At 70.2% G+C, this 14973-nt stretch carries 13 protein-coding genes; 5 read left to right on the top strand and 8 right to left on the bottom strand.

What is annotated here, in order from left to right; translation table 11 throughout:
- The first annotated feature begins 294 nt into the window (after positions 1-294).
- Positions 295-4710 (top strand): BREX system serine/threonine kinase PglW, encoded by a 4416-nt coding sequence (pglW, locus tag IG90_RS0101790; RefSeq protein WP_030576347.1) that lies wholly within the window; start codon positions 295-297, stop codon positions 4708-4710.
- A gap of 70 nt (positions 4711-4780) precedes the next feature.
- Here pglW and IG90_RS0101785 read toward each other — a convergent pair whose 3' ends face one another.
- The gene (locus tag IG90_RS0101785) at positions 4781-5149 is read right to left on the bottom strand and encodes a PIN domain-containing protein (RefSeq protein WP_033893552.1); all 369 of its coding nucleotides are present in this window, start codon (positions 5147-5149) and stop codon (positions 4781-4783) included.
- Positions 5150-5157: 8 nt separating this feature from the next.
- A complete protein-coding gene (locus IG90_RS0101780; RefSeq protein WP_030576341.1) occupies positions 5158-5415 on the bottom strand; it encodes a hypothetical protein in 258 nt (85 codons plus the stop codon).
- Positions 5416-5967: 552 nt separating this feature from the next.
- Here IG90_RS0101780 and IG90_RS0101775 point away from each other — a divergent pair.
- From IG90_RS0101775 to IG90_RS0101760, 3 genes are all read left to right on the top strand, one after another.
- Positions 5968-6987 carry a hypothetical protein gene (locus IG90_RS0101775; protein WP_030576338.1) on the top strand — a complete coding sequence of 340 codons (1020 nt, stop codon included), beginning with the start codon at positions 5968-5970 and terminating at the stop codon, positions 6985-6987.
- Between the two features lie 173 nt (positions 6988-7160).
- Positions 7161-7412: a hypothetical protein gene (locus IG90_RS0101765; protein ID WP_030576335.1), complete on the top strand. Its 252-nt coding sequence runs from the start codon at positions 7161-7163 to the stop codon at positions 7410-7412.
- Positions 7412-7804 (top strand): PIN domain-containing protein, encoded by a 393-nt coding sequence (locus tag IG90_RS0101760; RefSeq protein WP_030576333.1) that lies wholly within the window; start codon positions 7412-7414, stop codon positions 7802-7804. The genes IG90_RS0101765 and IG90_RS0101760 overlap by 1 nt, the downstream gene beginning before the upstream one ends.
- A 725-nt stretch (positions 7805-8529) precedes the next feature.
- On the opposite strand, the gene IG90_RS0101755 is transcribed toward IG90_RS0101760, so the two are convergent.
- The 6 genes from IG90_RS0101755 to IG90_RS0101730 form a co-directional block, all read right to left on the bottom strand.
- On the bottom strand, positions 8530-9135 hold the full coding sequence (locus tag IG90_RS0101755; RefSeq protein WP_157847095.1) for a class I SAM-dependent methyltransferase: 606 nt from the start codon (positions 9133-9135) through the stop codon (positions 8530-8532).
- Positions 9136-9229: 94 nt separating this feature from the next.
- Complete coding sequence (locus IG90_RS0101750) at positions 9230-9910, bottom strand: HD domain-containing protein (protein ID WP_078585140.1); 681 nt, start codon at positions 9908-9910, stop codon at positions 9230-9232.
- A complete protein-coding gene (locus IG90_RS0101745) occupies positions 9900-10457 on the bottom strand; it encodes a hypothetical protein (protein WP_030576322.1) in 558 nt (185 codons plus the stop codon). Before IG90_RS0101745 ends, IG90_RS0101750 begins: the two co-directional genes overlap by 11 nt.
- Positions 10454-10960: an adenylyltransferase/cytidyltransferase family protein gene (locus tag IG90_RS0101740; protein WP_051859903.1), complete on the bottom strand. Its 507-nt coding sequence runs from the start codon at positions 10958-10960 to the stop codon at positions 10454-10456. Before IG90_RS0101740 ends, IG90_RS0101745 begins: the two co-directional genes overlap by 4 nt.
- Positions 10957-11574 carry a hypothetical protein gene (locus tag IG90_RS0101735; RefSeq protein ID WP_030576317.1) on the bottom strand — a complete coding sequence of 206 codons (618 nt, stop codon included), beginning with the start codon at positions 11572-11574 and terminating at the stop codon, positions 10957-10959. Before IG90_RS0101735 ends, IG90_RS0101740 begins: the two co-directional genes overlap by 4 nt.
- 105 nt (positions 11575-11679) lie before the next feature.
- A complete protein-coding gene (locus IG90_RS0101730) occupies positions 11680-12711 on the bottom strand; it encodes a tetratricopeptide repeat protein (RefSeq protein ID WP_030576314.1) in 1032 nt (343 codons plus the stop codon).
- A 462-nt stretch (positions 12712-13173) separates the two neighbouring features.
- Between IG90_RS0101730 and pglX the strand changes: the two genes are divergently transcribed.
- A complete protein-coding gene (gene pglX, locus IG90_RS0101725; RefSeq protein WP_051870759.1) occupies positions 13174-14892 on the top strand; it encodes a BREX-2 system adenine-specific DNA-methyltransferase PglX in 1719 nt (572 codons plus the stop codon).
- Positions 14893-14973 lie beyond the last annotated feature (81 nt).

Below are 14973 nucleotides of genomic sequence, written 5' to 3'. Positions count from 1 at the left end.
TGCCGTTCACGGGCCAGCCCGTAAGCGGTTCACGAATCCCGTCCGATCACATTGATCGGGCGGGATTTCGTTGTTTCTCCGCCGGATGCTGCCCTTGCCGCCTGTCAAGCCGCGCAGGACGAACAGTCGCTCGGGAGAGATGGCCGGCGACTAAGATGCCCCGGGTGCTGACCAGGGCAGGTGTGGCGGTCGTGTGGTGGCGGGGGTACCCCGACAGGCACGCACCATCGACGACCGTGCCCTTCTCGCACTGCTCCTGTCCTGCCCGCGCCGACCAGATCCAGGAGGCTTCCGGTGACGCCAGCCGAGCGGCCGTCCGCCCCGAAGCCCGGTCCTCCTCCGCGCCGTGAGCACTGGTACCAGCCACGCCGTTCGGGATTCCGGTGGGAGCAGGAAGGGCTGGACCATGTGCGGCAGTTGATGCCCCGGGCCGAGCCGTACCGGGCGTGGGCGACGTTCCAGTTCACCGGTGACTCCGGCCGGGTCAACGAGAGCGACCTGCTGATCGCCGTGCCGGGCGGTCTGTATCTGCTGGAGCTGAAGGGCCACCCGGGGCGGGTGGTGAACCACGGGGACACCTGGCAGTTCCACGCGGACCGGGTGCGGACCCTGAAGAACCCGCTGCATCTCACCGATCTCAAGGCCAAGGAGCTCAAGGGCCGTCTCGAGCGCGCCGCCCGGGCCATGAAGGAGGACCCGAGGCGGATTCCCTACATCAAGCCGGCGGTCTTCCTGCACGACCCGGACCTGGTGAGTGAGCTCGACGAGTTCCAGCGCACTGCTGTCTTCGGACGCAACGACGGCGCCGGCGGGCTGCCGAGGATCTGGGACGATCTGCTGGGTCTGCCACCGGAGCGGGAGAGTTGGCGGGTCACCCCGCAGACCAGCCGGCTGCTCGAAGAGCTGATGAAGCGCATCGGCATCAGCCACTCGACGGCTCATCTGCGTTTCGGTGACGGCTGGCGGATGGAGCCGCGGGCCCTGGACGCCGGGCCCGGCTGGGAGGACCGGCTCGCCGTACGCGACGACGGCCTGGCCCAGGAGAGCGGCCGCGTACGCATCTATCTGGCCGGCGAGGCGTCGTCCGAGCAGCAGCGGCGCAGGGTGGACCGGGCGGCCCGCCGCGAGTACCAGGTGCTGCAGGGCGTCAACCACCGCGGCATCGTGCAGGCGGTGCAGATCCGGGAGCACCAGGGCGGCCCGGCGATCCTGTTCCGGCACCGCGAGCCGGATCTGCGCCTGGACGCCTATCTGGACGCGTACGGTGACCGGCTCACCCCGGTGGTGCGCCTGGACCTGGTGCGGCAGCTCGCCGAGGCGGTGCGCTACGCCCATAACCGGTCCCTCTACCACCGTGCTCTGTCCGCGCGTTCGGTGTACGTCTCGGCACGTGAGGACGGCCGGGATCCCGTGCTCCGTATCGCGGACTGGCAGACCGCCGCCCGTGACTTCGAGACCTCGTTGCACCGTTCCCTCGGGGACACCCCTCTGGACGCGGGGCTGATCGCGGACATCGCCCAGGTGTATCTCGCCCCGGAGACCGACCAGGAGTTCGCCGACCCGGTCGATCTCGATGTCTTCGGTGTGGGGAGCCTCGCGTATCTGCTCCTCACGGGCCGTCCGCCCGCCGACCGCCGCAGCGCTCTGGTGGACCGGCTGGCCGCCGAGGGCGGTCTCCACCCGTACGCGGTCGCCGACGGCATCTCCGCGGCGCTGGACGCGGTGGTCTTCCAGGCCACCGCCGCCGATCTGCAGGAGCGGCTGGCCTCTCCGGACGACTTCCTGCGTCTCCTGGACGCCGCGGAGGCCGATGCCGCACCGGCCGAGCAGCCGGGCGGCGCGGTCGCGGACCCGCTGACCGTGTTGCCGGGCCAGCCCCTGGACGACACCTGGACGGTCACCCGGGTCCTGGGCACGGGGGCCACCGCCCGCGCTCTGCTGGTGCGACGCACGGCGGACGACGGAACGGCGGAGCCGGATTCTCCCCGTGTCTTCAAGGTCGCCCTGGACCGTGAGAAGGACGCCCGGCTGTACGCGGAGGCCGCGGCGCTCAAGGAGGTCGGCGGGGGCCGCATCGCGAAGCTGCTCGCGGAACCACGTGAGCTGGCGGGCCGCACGGTGCTGGAGATCGAGTACGCGGGCGGGTTCCGCTCGCCCGCCGACCGGGACCCGGTCAGTCTCGGGTCGCGCCTGCGGGGTCAGGGCGCGCTGGGGTACGACCAGTTGGAGCGGTTCGGCAACGACCTCTTCGACGCCCTCGACAGTCTGGCCGCCCGGGGGGTGCGCCACCGGGACATCAAGCCGGACAACTTGGGCCTGTTCAAGCGCAACGACGGTTCCTGGCAGCTGATGCTGTTCGACTTCTCCCTGGCCGAAGCCCCCGACCAGGACATCCACGCGGGCACCCGCGGTTATCTCGACCCGTTCCTCGGTGGCAGCCGCCGCGCCCGCTACGACGATCACGCCGAGTGGTACGCAGCCGCCGTGACGCTCCATGAGATGGCTTCTGGTGAACGGCCGGTGTGGGGTGACGGCCAGAGCGACCCGCTCACCGTGACGGACGCTGAGCTGTACGTCGCCCGCGAACTGTTCGACCCGGCGCTCAGCGAGGGGCTCACCCGCTTCTTCGAGCGCGCCCTGCACCGGGACGTCGACCAGCGGTACGACAGCCTGCGCCAGACGGCGGAGGCGTGGCGGCAGCTGTTCCGTACGGCGGACTCGGCGCGCCCGGCCACCACGCAGGCCACGGTGGGCCTGACCGCGGAGGCCGTCGAGGACGCTCGCGAGCAGGCCGCCGCGGCCGCCGGTCTGACCACGCCGCTGGAGGCCGCCGGGCTGTCGCCGCGGGCCGTCTCCGTCGCCGCGGGTCTGGGTGCGGCGACCGTGAGGGCCCTGCTGGACATCCCGCCCCACACGATCTCCCGCGCCCGGGGCGCCGGCAACGTGATCCGCAAGGAGCTCAACCGGCGCCACCGCCAGTGGACGCACGACCTGCGGAAGAAGCCCGCTTCCAGGGCCAGGGCGACCGTCGCGGCGGACGCTCCCGAAGAGGCGCTGGAGTCGGTGGACACCCTGGCCGCCCGGCTCACTCCGGCGGAGGGCAACCGGCGTACCAAGCCGCGCCCCGACGTCGTACGCACCACCCTGCAACTCCCGGGCGCCGAACGGCTGGAGCCCTGGCCCGCCCAGCCCGCCATCGCGAAGGCGCTGGGCATCAGCCAGCCCACCGTCTCGCAGCACCAGCTCGCGGCGGTCGAGCAGTGGGCGGACCTGCCATGGCTGCGCCGGATCCGCGACGAGCTGGTGACCATCCTGTCCGAGCAGGGCAGGGTCATGACGGCCGAGGAGCTGGCCACCGAGCTGCGCGCCCGGCACGGCGCGGGTGACGCCGGCCCCGCCGACACCCTGGGCATGGCACTCGCCGTGGTGCGGGCGGCTGCCGAGACGGAGGCCCGCAAGCGCGCCGAGGACGCCGGCACCGCCGCCGAGGCCCCGGCCCGGCTCACCGTCCTGCGGCGGTCCGGGCGGGTCGTCGTGGCCCTGGAGGACCAGCCGGGCGCCGACGACCCGACGCCTGTGGAGCTGGCGGAGTACGCGGCCCGTCTCGGTGAGACCGCGACCGTGGTGGCGGCCCGCGATCCGCTGCCAGGGCGGGCGACCGTGCTGCGTGAGCTGCGTGCGGTGAGCCCGCCCGAGGGGATAACGCCGCTGGCCGACACCCGGCTGGTGGCGCTCGCCGCCGCCCTGGCGCAGGGAGTCGCCTTCTCCCCGCGTCTCGAACTGTTCCCGCTGGACCTGGACCTTCCCCGTGCCCTGCGCATCTCGCAGGCTCCGGCAGGGGTGCGCGCCCATGTCGGTATCAGTGCCGCGGACCTGGTGGCCCGGGTCCGTGCCCGTTTCCCGGGTCTGGCGGTTCTGGCCGACACCACTTATGTCGAGTTGGAGGAGGCCCTTGCCGAGGCCGGTTTCCCGCTCGGATACGACCAGGAGCGCAAGCGTTTCCTGCCGCGCGTCCAGCTGGTGCCCGGGAGCCGCCACGAGGTGTCGGTGTCCGCGCTCACCAGCACGGGCACGCTGATCGCCGCCGCGCAGAGTGATGTGGCGCAGGGCCGCGACCCGCGCACGGTGCTCGCCGCGCGTCTGGAGACGTCCCGCCGGCGGGGCGGTTTCCTCGCGCTGACCCTCAGGGGCGCGGAACTGCCGGGTGTGGAGGCGAGGCTGGCCTCCCGGTACGACGTCGTACCGGTCGCGCTCGACGAGCTGTTCCTCGCCGCGATGCGGGAGCTGGCCGAGGAGCAGGGGGTGCGGTGGCAGGCCCTGTTGAAGGCCGACGCCACGTTCGCGGTCTCCGGCGTCATCGGGGCGGCGCTCGCTTCCTACACGCGTCTCGCCGCCGAACGCGTCGCTACCCGCGTCACCGCCCTCGCCGGGCAGTCGGGGCCGCGCGCCGTCCTCCTGGCCCACCGGGCCGGACTGGCCGCACGCTACTGGGAGGCCGGAGGCCGGGAGCTGCTGGTCACGTTGCAGGAGGCCGCCCGCCGTCCGGCGGATGCCCCGCACGGCCTGTGGCTGCTCGTCCCGGCGGAGGACCCGCAGGCGACCCCGGCGCTGGACGGCCGGACGGTGGATGTCGTGGACCGGGTGAGCGAGTGGGCGGTGCTGGACGGGCTGTCGCTGAGGGAGCTGCGGGCCCCGGCCCCCGGGGCCTGAGACCCGTGTGCCCCGTGACGCACGACGGCCCCGCCAGTTCCGGCGGGGCCGCACTCCTTCCGGCGCACGCTCAGGACGTGAGATCCAGGACGCGGACCGGCTCTCCGGCCCACCGGCCTGGCGCAGTGGTCGCGATGATCGCCCCGTCGGGGCGGTCCGGGGTCGGCTGCGCCGCGTATTGGCTGTGGGCGGCAGCCCAGCTCTCCTGCCGCGCTACGGCCAGCGCCGCGGCAAGGTCCAGATCCAGGACGGTGATGCCGGGCAGGGACGCGAGGTGCTCGGCCGTGCCGGGCCGCGCACGGTCGGCTTCGACGAGTGCACACGCCGGGACGTACAGGAACCAGCCCGGCTCCGCGTGAGCCCGGTGAATGAGTCGGGAGGCCAGGACGTTGCCCTGCCCGGCCGCAGCCATCGCCGTGTCGTCCAGAACGATGTGCATGGCATCGCTCACCGGCCGGTCACCCGTGCCAGACGACGGTCGAGCTCGAGGTCCAGGTCATCCTGTTCCGAGGGGGTCGGGGCATAGCCGCTCCAGTCCTTCAACGCCGCCCGAGCTTTCTCGGCCCGCTCGGCACGCTCCGCCGGGGTCAGCAGCGTCTCGGCCAGACGCGCCAGATAGGCGCGCAGCGACAGGCCCTCCGCAGCCGCTATCGCGGCGAGCCGGTTCTTGGCCTCTTCAGAGATACGGACATTGGCATCGGACATCATCGTGCTCCTTCCCATCCTCCAAGGGTACGGGTACGTACCCGTACCCTTGGAGCCGGCCGCAGGTGCCCACCCGATCGGGGAACGTGAGCATCGAGGGCCGCGACGGCGGTCACCGTCCCGGAGGACGAGAAGTGGGCGGTGCTGGACGGGGTGTCGCTGAGGGAGCTGCGGGCCCCGGCCCCCGGGTCCTGAGCTTCGGGTCCCGCGCTTCGGGTTCCGGGGTCCGGGGGCCGGGTTCCGGGCTCGGCCGGTTCACTCGTCCGGGGGTACGAGGAGGGCGCCGGGCCCGGTGCTTGAGCTTCGGGATCCGGGAGTCGGGACACGGGTTCCGGGACCCGAGCGCCTTCTTGTACAGGTAGGTAAAAGAAGGTTGGGGAAAACCTCCCCCACCTTCCCTCCCCGTCACGGCCAGCAAGTATGACTAATCGTGATCGATTTGCGGCGGAGCGTCGCGACTGCTTACGGTGCGGGAACTGAGCGACCCCGACGCGGTGTTGATAGCACCGGCCGGGGTCTCACCCCAAGATCGAAGTCAAAGGAACCGATCTCGTGGCTACCGAGAACACTAGCGTCGCCCTGCACGCGCCCGCATCCGCGCCCCAGGCCCATCGCGGCTACGGCAAGAACTCCGCCCCGGACCAGCGCCCGCCCCGCCAGGACGACTTCCTGCTCCTGCCCGAGCGCGAGCGGTACATCGCCGGATACGTCGACCGGCTGCCCGAGGGTGCGGCCATGGACATCAAGTCGCTGGCCAGGAGCCTCCCGCTGTACGGGCAGATGGCCGTCGGCACGGCCCTCAACGCCCTGGCGGTGGCCGGGCACCTGCGTCGCGTGCTGTGCCGCATCGAGGTCGACAACCAGAACCGCTGGGTCACCCGCACGTTCTGGTCCCGCACGGCACGCGACAACGAATGGTGGACCACCCACCTCGCGACCGAGAGCGACCGGGTCCCCCAGGAAGCGGCAGCGACGCCGCCCACGCCGGACCGGGTCCCGTGCACACCGGCCGAAGCGGCCGCCCCCGCAGGCACATCCCCCGCACCGGCCGGAGCGGCCGCCCCTTCACCCGTCCCCTGCGTACCGCAGCAGCGGACCCCGGACCCCGCCCCGGACGGCCCCTCTCCCGCCTACGTCGCCCTGGCCCGGCTCGGCAGGACCGAGCCCCGCCTCGCCCTCTCCGCAGCGGACTGCCAGGCACTGGAGGCACTGGCCGCCGAATGGTTCGCGCGGGGCGTGGACGCCGCCTACCTCACCCACGCCCTGACCGCCGGTCTCCCCGCCCGGGTCGACTCCCCGGCCGGCCTCGTACGCCGCCGCCTCAACGACAAACTCCCGCCCCACCTGCCCACGGCCCCGGCCCCGACCGCGCCCGGTACTCCAGGCCGCCGTCTGCTGGTGGAGTGCACCGAATGCGGCGCCCCGGGACCGCCCGAAGCCCTCCCCGACGGCCTCTGCCGACCTTGCCGCCAAGCGCCTCGACAGGCAACCGCGGCCCCCGTCGAACCGGCCGTCGAACGCAACATCCAGGCCCACGTGAAAGCCCTCCGCGACGGACTCAGGCTGCCCTGACGCTCCTGGCCTCAGGATTGGCCGGCTGCGCCGTGAACACGAAGTGCCCGGGTACGTCCCTCACCTGCCGCATGCCGACCAGCTCCATGCGTGCGGCCCGCAGGAGTTTCCGGCCACCGCCTCGCGCAGGACTCGGGGGTGCCGTTCTTGCTACTCAAGGTAGGATGGAGGGCATGAGTAGTAGCAAGAAGTACTCGATCAGTCTTCCTGAGGACCTGGCTGAGGCTGTGCGCGCTCACGTCGGGCCCGGCAGCTTCTCCGCCTACGTCGCCGAAGCCCTCGAACAACGGGTCGCCATGGACAAACTCCGGGAGATCGTCGAAGACTTCGAAACCGACAACGACGAGCTCACGCGGGAGGAGATCGAGGCCGCCCGCGCGCTACTGCGCCATGATCACCGGCAGGCCGGCGGAGTCGCGGCCTGATGACCGGAACCCTGCTGCTCGACAGTGAAGGCCTCTCGAAGCTCTACCGCAAGGACCGCACCGTCATGGCATTGGTCCAGGCGGCATCGGAAGAGGGCGTGCGCGTAACCACAAGCGCCATGACCACCCTGGAGGCCGACTACGAGCGTATCCACCCGGCGCGCATCAAGTGGGTCCTCTCCCGCATCGACATCCGCGACGTCACCAAGGACATCACGGGCCAGGCCGCCGGCCTGCTCCGTACCCACCACCTCCACGGCCACAAGTACGCCATCGACGCAGCCTTTGCCGTGATCGCCCGAATCTCGCCCCAGCCGGTCACTGTGCTCACCTCCGATCCCGAGGACCTGACACTCCTCTGCGGCTCCGCCGTGGAGATCATCAAGGTGTGAACCGGGGCTGGGCGGCGAACGGTGGGACTCGGTTGGAGATGACAGACGACTCTTCTTGCCGCCGCCCAGGCGGACACTGCGGAGCCAGGCGGCTCCAGGCAGGTGTCGCACCAGCAGCTCGGCCGTGGCAGGTGCTTCGTGGTTCCTCGTACTCCAGCAGGACTTTGCTGTCCGACGTGGGATGTTTCGGGGCGACTGGAGTGCACCGGGCTGATGGCCTGACCGGCTGGACCACGTGTTTCTCGTGACCGACTGCCTGGGATGCAAGCACTGTGGGCCGACGGGCGCCCTCGGCATGGGAGATGAGGGGCGACTGGTCTGGTGGCTGCGTGGACCAGGACCTGGGCGGACCGTCGGTGGCCGCCGGATTGCGCTGCCGACTGTGGGCTCCCGGTGCTCTTCCCATAGCTGGCAGGACAGGGAAACGCATACTCCGTGTGTGCGTACGCCGTGAAGAAGCGGCGGGCTTTTCGGGGATGGAGAGGTTCCACCGGTGTCGTCCGAGGAAGACCGTACGGGGGGCCGCGTCGCTTGATCACGCCGCCCTGCTGAAGGACCTGCAGAAGCTGCGTCTTCGTCCGCTTCAGCGAGGACAACGGGCTGATCCCCGACGCGTGGCTCTCCGGCCCCGGCGACCGGCTGGCCGAGGCGCAGGACCGGCACGACCGTCGAACCGGCCGTCGAACGCAACATCCAGGCCCACGTGAAAGCCCTCCGCGACAGCCTCAGGCTGCCCTGACGCTCCTGGCCTCAGGATTGGCCGGCTGCGCCGTGAACACGAAGTGCCCGGGTACGTCCCTCACCTGCCGCATGCCGACCAACTCCATGCGTGCGGCCCGCAGGAGCCGTGCGAGCGAGGAGGCCTGCGGGCCGTAGACGGTGGCGACCAGAACACCGCCGACGCGAAGTATCCGCGGCACCTCCGCGAGCAGCGGCACGGGGACGGAGAAGTGGAAGACGAACGAGGCGAGGGCGAGGTCGATGGTCCGGTCGGCGAAGGGCAGGGGCCCATTGCCCGATATCTGGACGACCGGCGCGCCGCTGTCGTGCCGCCTCAGGGACGCCGCGCTCATGTCGCATCCGTAGATGCGGCTGTCCGCGAAGACCGAACGGTAGAAGGGGACCGCACGTCCGTCACCGGTGCCGAGGTCGAGGATCGTCCTTGGGGTGCTGGTGCGGGCGGCGGCCGTGACGGTCAGGTCCGAGACGACCTTCGCGTACAGCCGCTCGTCGATGAGCGAGCCGGCGCGCGCCAGCCTGAGCTCGCACAGTTCCCGTACTTCGTCCGGGGACAGCCGGTGCACCGGGGTGGGTGAATAGAGGCGGTCCATGAAACGGAACCACGAACGCCCCTCGAAGCGCAGGATCCGGGGCCCGGGTCCCGTGGATTCCCCCAGCACCAGGAAGCTGCCCGAGCGCCGCACCTCATGACCGGTGTCCGTGGTCGTCGACGATCCCTCGGCCCCGTTCAAAGTCCACCTCCCGGCGCAGCTCGGCGGCCGCAGCCGGGAAATGCCTCTCGGCCAGGGGGATGTACCAGTCGTCGGCCTGCCGGAGCCATCGCGGCAGTTTGTTCCATGCGGGGGATGCCGGCACAAGCCTGCGCCAGGAGACGACGTTGTCGAGGATGTCCGACATGTGGACCGTCAGCGCCAGGCCCCCTTCCGCCTCGACTTTCCGGGCCTTGTTCTCCTTGCGCAGTTTCTGCTCCTCGGACGTCTCCCCGGGGTGGCCCGGCGCGGTCAGCAGCTTCACAGCCCGGGAGACACGGGGGCCGTAACGGGCGCGGATCTCTTCGGGCGTGACGCCGCAGTCCTCCACCACGTCGTGGAGCAGCGCGACGAGAAGAAGGTCCGCCAGGTCCTCGCGGTGACGCAGGGCTGTGGCGATGACGGCGACTCTGCGGGGGTGGATGACATAGGGTGCGCCGTCACCCCGCTTCTGGCCCGCGTGCAGGAGCGCGATGGAGTCGTTGCATCCGTCGACGAGGCGCCTCGGCTCCGGGGGCAGTGACCGTGCTATTCCGGCCACCCGCCTCGCGCAGGACTCGGGGGTGCCGTTCTCCCGGCGTAAGCCGTCCAGGAGGCCGGCGAGCTCAGAGGGCAAGGCTCAGGTTTTTCAGAACGGACTGCTTGATGCCCTTCGGGCCGCTCATGGAGATGTCGACGGAGAGCAGGCCGCATTCCGGGATCGCGACGCGTCCGGCGTTGATGAAGGCATCGACCTTCTCCACGCCGTCCGAGACGTGCCCCAGTGTCAGGTGGGGGACGTCGGTGGTGCGGGCGGGTTCGACGAAGAAGGTCTCCAGGTCGTTCTGCGTCTTCGTCCGCCACTGCCGGACCTGCTCCGGGAACGCCACATCGGCGAAGACGTAGTGGCCGGTGAGATCCTCCCGGTAGACCGGTCCGAAGGCCATGACCGGTGGGCCGCCGCCACCGGGGAACCCCGACACCGCCCGGCCGACCGCGGCGATCAGCGCCTCCAGGTCTCCGCTGCCGCGCAGCGTTCCCATGGCGATCGTCACGTGCGGGGAGGAGTTGCCGTCCATGCCGAAGGACACCCTGCTGCCGGTCAGTGCAAGGAGCCCGGCGTTGAACTCGTCGCAGGCCTTCCGTGCCGCCCCGGTGACGGGGAAATTGACGCCTACCTTCATCTGCTGCGACCTTCCTGTGCCTGCCCGCCCGGGTACGCCTGGAGTATGTCGCCGATGATGTCGCTCGTCGACCTCTCAGGGGGCCGCGGCAGCAGGGTGAGTTCCACGCCGAGCGCCTGCAGATCGTCCCGCTCGCGCGGGGTGAGGAAGGTGAAATGTGTGGCGCAGAAATGATCCGGGCGCACCGTGGCCAACAGGTCGAAGGGTGACACGTCGTCGTAGACGGTCACATAGTCGACGACACGCAGCGCGGCGATGATCCCCACTCGCTCGGTGATGTTGAGTACGGGCCGCCCGGTGCCCTTCCTGCGCGTCACCGAACGGTCTCCCGCCAACGCGACCGCGAGTGAGTCACCGAGCTCCCTCGCTGCCTTCAGCGACCGGACGTGGCCGTAGTGGGTCAGGTCGAACACCCCTTTGACCAGCACCAGCCGTCCCGACCCGGAGCGCAGTATGGGGGACGCGAGATCGCCGGGCGTGACGAGGGCCGCCTCGGCCTTCATGGTCTGCCTCCGTCGTCCGCAGGTGGGGGGAGGTGGATTCCCTGCTCCCGGAGCAGCGTTGTGATGGGCCCGAGCACCTGACGCGCCGTCTCCGTGACCCTGCCGTTCATCGCCTCCGTGTCCACGGCCACCACCCGCTGTGCGCAGTTCGTGCGGTCGTGCTCCTCGGTGAACCGCAGAGCCGTGCCGCGCAGGCCGGCCAGGAAGGTGTCACTCATGACCCTGCCCTGGTCCGCCGTCAGCTTGTTGGCGGCTTCCCGGGCCAGACTCACTCCGGGACTCGTGGTGAACACGAAACACACCGCTATCTCGTCCCGCAGTTCGGGTATGTCGACGAGCCGCTCGATGGTCTCGGCGTGCGCCGGGGTGACTCTGCCCATCGACAGAAGTGTTCGGGTGAACAGTGTCCTGTCGACCGGTCCCCGGTCGAGCAGGTGGATGCGAGGTGCCGAGCCTTCCGCGTGGGTGGAGGCGCAGTATCTGACGGCCTCGCACGCCAGGTAGAGGTTGAGGCGGCCCAGGTCGCTCTTGCCGATGGGGGCGTACCGTCCGCCGCCGTGAAATTCTGCCACGGGCAGTCCCACTCTGCGCAGATAGTGGGAAATCACGTCCATGACGGTGGTTTTCCCGCTCTTGGGCATGCCCGCGAATTCGATTCTGATGCTTTTCGAGAGTTGCACGTGCACCTTCCGCTCTCCGTCGTCCGCTGCCCTCACGGGTCAGCCCGTGCCGATCACCTCGGCCACGTGCTCCGGGGGGAACTGCTGTATCGAGGCATCGGTGCGGTGGTCGACGGACCGGCTCCGGAGATGGAAGAGCATGTGACCGATGACCGCCAGGCTGTTCCGGCGCTCGTGGCAGAGATCCGCCAGCGTGCCCGCGAGTCGCACCGCCTCCTCCTCGTGCGCCCGGTCGTCGAGGCTGTGCAGATAGGACCACCGGATCACATGGGCCCAGATCGGCTTGATCCGGTTCACCCGCCGCGCCGCCTCCGCGTGGAGCTGGGCTTGGTAGAACTCATGGTTCGCCGAATCCACCTGGCCGAGACGGAGCGTGATCAGGGCCTTGTAGAAGCAGGTGATGCCGTCCGTGGGTGACAGGCGGGACGCCTGCTCGTGTGCGTTGAGCGACTCCTCGAACCGCTCGGCGTCCCGAAGGAGCAGTCCGAGGTAGTTCCAGTTGTCGAGCGAGGTGCCGTCGCACTCCAGCGCCTTCTCCATGAGACGGATGGCCTCGTCGATGTCCACGTAGCGTTTGACCGTGGAGAGCGCCCGCCAGGCGTCGGAGTTCTCTTCGTCCTTCCTCAGAGCGGCACGCAGGCTTCGTTCCGCCCGGCTGTTCAGACCTTTGTTGATCAGAGCCCGTGCCAGCCGGATGTGTATCTTGCTGTTCTCCGGCTGCAGGGTGAGGGCCTGCTCGTAGTAGGAGATGGACCGGTCGTAGTCGGCGGCACGATAGGCGTTCTCGCCTTCGTGGAACAGGTGAGCGGCGAGCACCACCGACTCGAAGTCCGCCTCGAAGTCGGTCAGGCGGCGCTCGAGCGCCGCGCGGGTGTTCTCGGACTGTTCCAGCTCCTGGCGGACCTGAGCGGTCAGTCTCCGGACGTCCCTGACCTCACGGATACCGAAGGCGGCGACCACGCCGATGAGCAGCGTGACGACGGCAACGATACCCAGGCTCATCTGGAGGGCCAGATTGGCGAGGTCCTCGATACCCGGCGGCTCGGGCTGGTCGGCAGCGTGGAAGAACACCGGATGACCTCCCCCCCCCGGTGAGGACCCGCCCAAGACGTGGCGGCGGCCTGTCGGTGGGGCGAGTATGGCAAGCCCCCGGCGCCTTGGCCAGTACGGAGCCGGCAGAGCTGTTCTCTGTGCTCGTCATGGCCGAAACCCCTCACTCACTGGGGACCTGAGGCACCACTGGGCGCGGAGACCACGGCCGGCAACGCCCGCCAGGTGTACGTACCACGTCGCGGGCCGCGTCCCGGGGCGGCCGCGGCCCACCCGGCCCCTCGGATGTCGCTCAGACCGCAGCGCTCTGACGAACACGTCATCCCTACGCGATCACGGGCTGGTTCATGGAGCAGGTGGCCGATCAGGCCGAACGCTGCGGCACGGCGATTCTGAGCTGGCAGGATGGAGAGACGCGCACTCCGAGTACGCGTACGCCGCGAAGCCGCGGCAGAGCTCGCAGGGGATGGAGAGGTTCCGCCGGTGTCGTCCGAGGAAGACCGTACGGGGGCCGCGTCGCTTGACCACGCCGCCCTGCTCTGCGTCTTCGTCCGCTTCAGCGAGGACAACGGGCTGATCCCCGACGCGTGGCTCTCCGGCCCCGGCGACCGGCTGGCCGAGGCGCAGGACCGGCACGACGACTTCTTCCGCCGCAGCCCGGAGCTGAACGACCGCGACTGGCTGACGGAGTCCTTCGACGCCCTCGCCGGTGCGCACCGGACCGCGGCCGGCCTCTTCGAGCGCGGCCACAACCCGCTGTGGGAGGTGACACCGTCCTACGAGGCGGCGACCCGGCTGCTGGCGTTCTGGCGCGAGCGCGGCGCCGACGGCGAGGTCCGCCACGACTTCACCGACCCCGAGCTGGACACCCGTTTCCTCGGCGACCTCTACCAGGACCTCTCCGAACACGCCCGCAAGACCTACGCCCTGCTCCAGACCCCCGTCTTCGTCGAGGAGTTCATCCTCGACCTGACGCTGGACCCGGCCATCGAGGAGTTCGGCCTCGACCCGGTGTGGAAGCACAAGCCGGCCGGCTGGGACGGCGAGGAGGACCCGGACGGCCGGGTGCGGGGCCTGCGCTGCATCGACCCGGCGTGCGGCTCGGGCCACTTCCTGCTCGGCATGTTCAAGCGGGTGCTGGAGAAGTGGCGGGAGCTGGAGCCGGGCACGCAGGACTGGGTCCTGATCCGCCGCGCCCTGGAGTCGGTCCACGGCGCGGACAAGAACCCCTTCGCCGCCTCCATCGCCCGCTTCCGCCTGCTGGTCGCGGCACTGAAGGAGTGCGGGGTCCGGGAGCTGCGGGGCGCGCCGGACATGCCGATCCGGGTGGCGGTGGGGGACTCGCTGCTGCACGGGCGGGGCGCGGAGGGCGTGACGGAGACCCTCGACACGTTCATGGGGGAGCAGGAGGCGTTCTACTACCGCACGGAGGACGCCGGGGAGTACGCACGGGACGTGGACCTGCTGGGGCGCGGCACGTATCACGTGGTGGTGGCGAACCCGCCGTACATCACGGTGAAGGACAAGCAGGAGAACGCCAACTACAAGGCCGCGTACAGCGCTTGCTACCGGCAGTACGCGTTGTCGGTGCCGTTCGCGCAGCGGATCTTCGAGCTGGCGGTACGGGCCGGGGGCGGCGAGCGCACCGGCGGCTTCACGGGGCAGATCACCGCGAACTCCTTCATGAAGCGGGAGTTCGGGAAGAAGCTGATCGAGGAGTTCTTCCCGAAGGTCGACCTGACGCATGTGATCGACACGTCGGGGGCGTTCATTCCGGGGCATGGGACGCCGACCGTCATTTTGGCGGGGCGGAACCAGAACCAGTTGCAGGCGGATAGGGTTCGGGCCGTGTTGGGGGTGCGGGGGGAGCCCAGCCAGCCGGAGGATGCGGCGCGGGGGCTGGTATGGCAGGCGATCGTGAAGCAAGTTGGGACGCCGGGGAGTGAGTCGGACTGGGTGTCGGTCGTGGATTCGGTAAGAGCTCGTTTCCGCGAATTCCCCTGGTCGCTCCAGGGAGGTAACTCACATGCTCTGATGACGTCGCTCCACGACTCCTCCACGGAACAGTTCGGGGGGCGGGTCAAGCTCATTGGTCGTACCACGCACACAGGTGCAGACGGGGCGTACTTCGCACCCAAGAACTCATGGGTTCGCCAGGGGGTGCCGCCTGCTCGCATCGTCCCCCTAGTACTCCAGTCGTAGATCGTGATCTTCATGCCTGGGCGACCTGTCGCCGATAGTGGCTGGCTTGGGCTCGGGACTGGTGGCGGCGTCGCCAAGTGG

This window comes from Streptomyces anulatus (assembly GCF_000721175.1).
Lineage (GTDB): Bacteria > Actinomycetota > Actinomycetes > Streptomycetales > Streptomycetaceae > Streptomyces > Streptomyces anulatus_C.
Note: the sequence above shows the minus strand (reverse complement) of the source record. Positions and strands in the feature narration are given on the sequence as shown.

Coding starts and splice junctions, on each gene's coding strand:
- IG90_RS0101765 (WP_030576335.1), top strand. CDS start 7,161: ATGAGTAGTAGCAAGAAGTACTCGATCAGTCTTCCTGAGGACCTGGCT.
- IG90_RS0101760 (WP_030576333.1), top strand. CDS start 7,412: ATGACCGGAACCCTGCTGCTCGACAGTGAAGGCCTCTCGAAGCTCTAC.
- IG90_RS0101785 (WP_033893552.1), bottom strand. CDS start 5,149: ATGCACATCGTTCTGGACGACACGGCGATGGCTGCGGCCGGGCAGGGC.
- IG90_RS0101745 (WP_030576322.1), bottom strand. CDS start 10,457: ATGAAGGTAGGCGTCAATTTCCCCGTCACCGGGGCGGCACGGAAGGCC.
- IG90_RS0101755 (WP_157847095.1), bottom strand. CDS start 9,135: ATGGACCGCCTCTATTCACCCACCCCGGTGCACCGGCTGTCCCCGGAC.
- IG90_RS0101735 (WP_030576317.1), bottom strand. CDS start 11,574: ATGGACGTGATTTCCCACTATCTGCGCAGAGTGGGACTGCCCGTGGCA.
- IG90_RS0101780 (WP_030576341.1), bottom strand. CDS start 5,415: ATGTCCGATGCCAATGTCCGTATCTCTGAAGAGGCCAAGAACCGGCTC.
- IG90_RS0101740 (WP_051859903.1), bottom strand. CDS start 10,960: ATGAAGGCCGAGGCGGCCCTCGTCACGCCCGGCGATCTCGCGTCCCCC.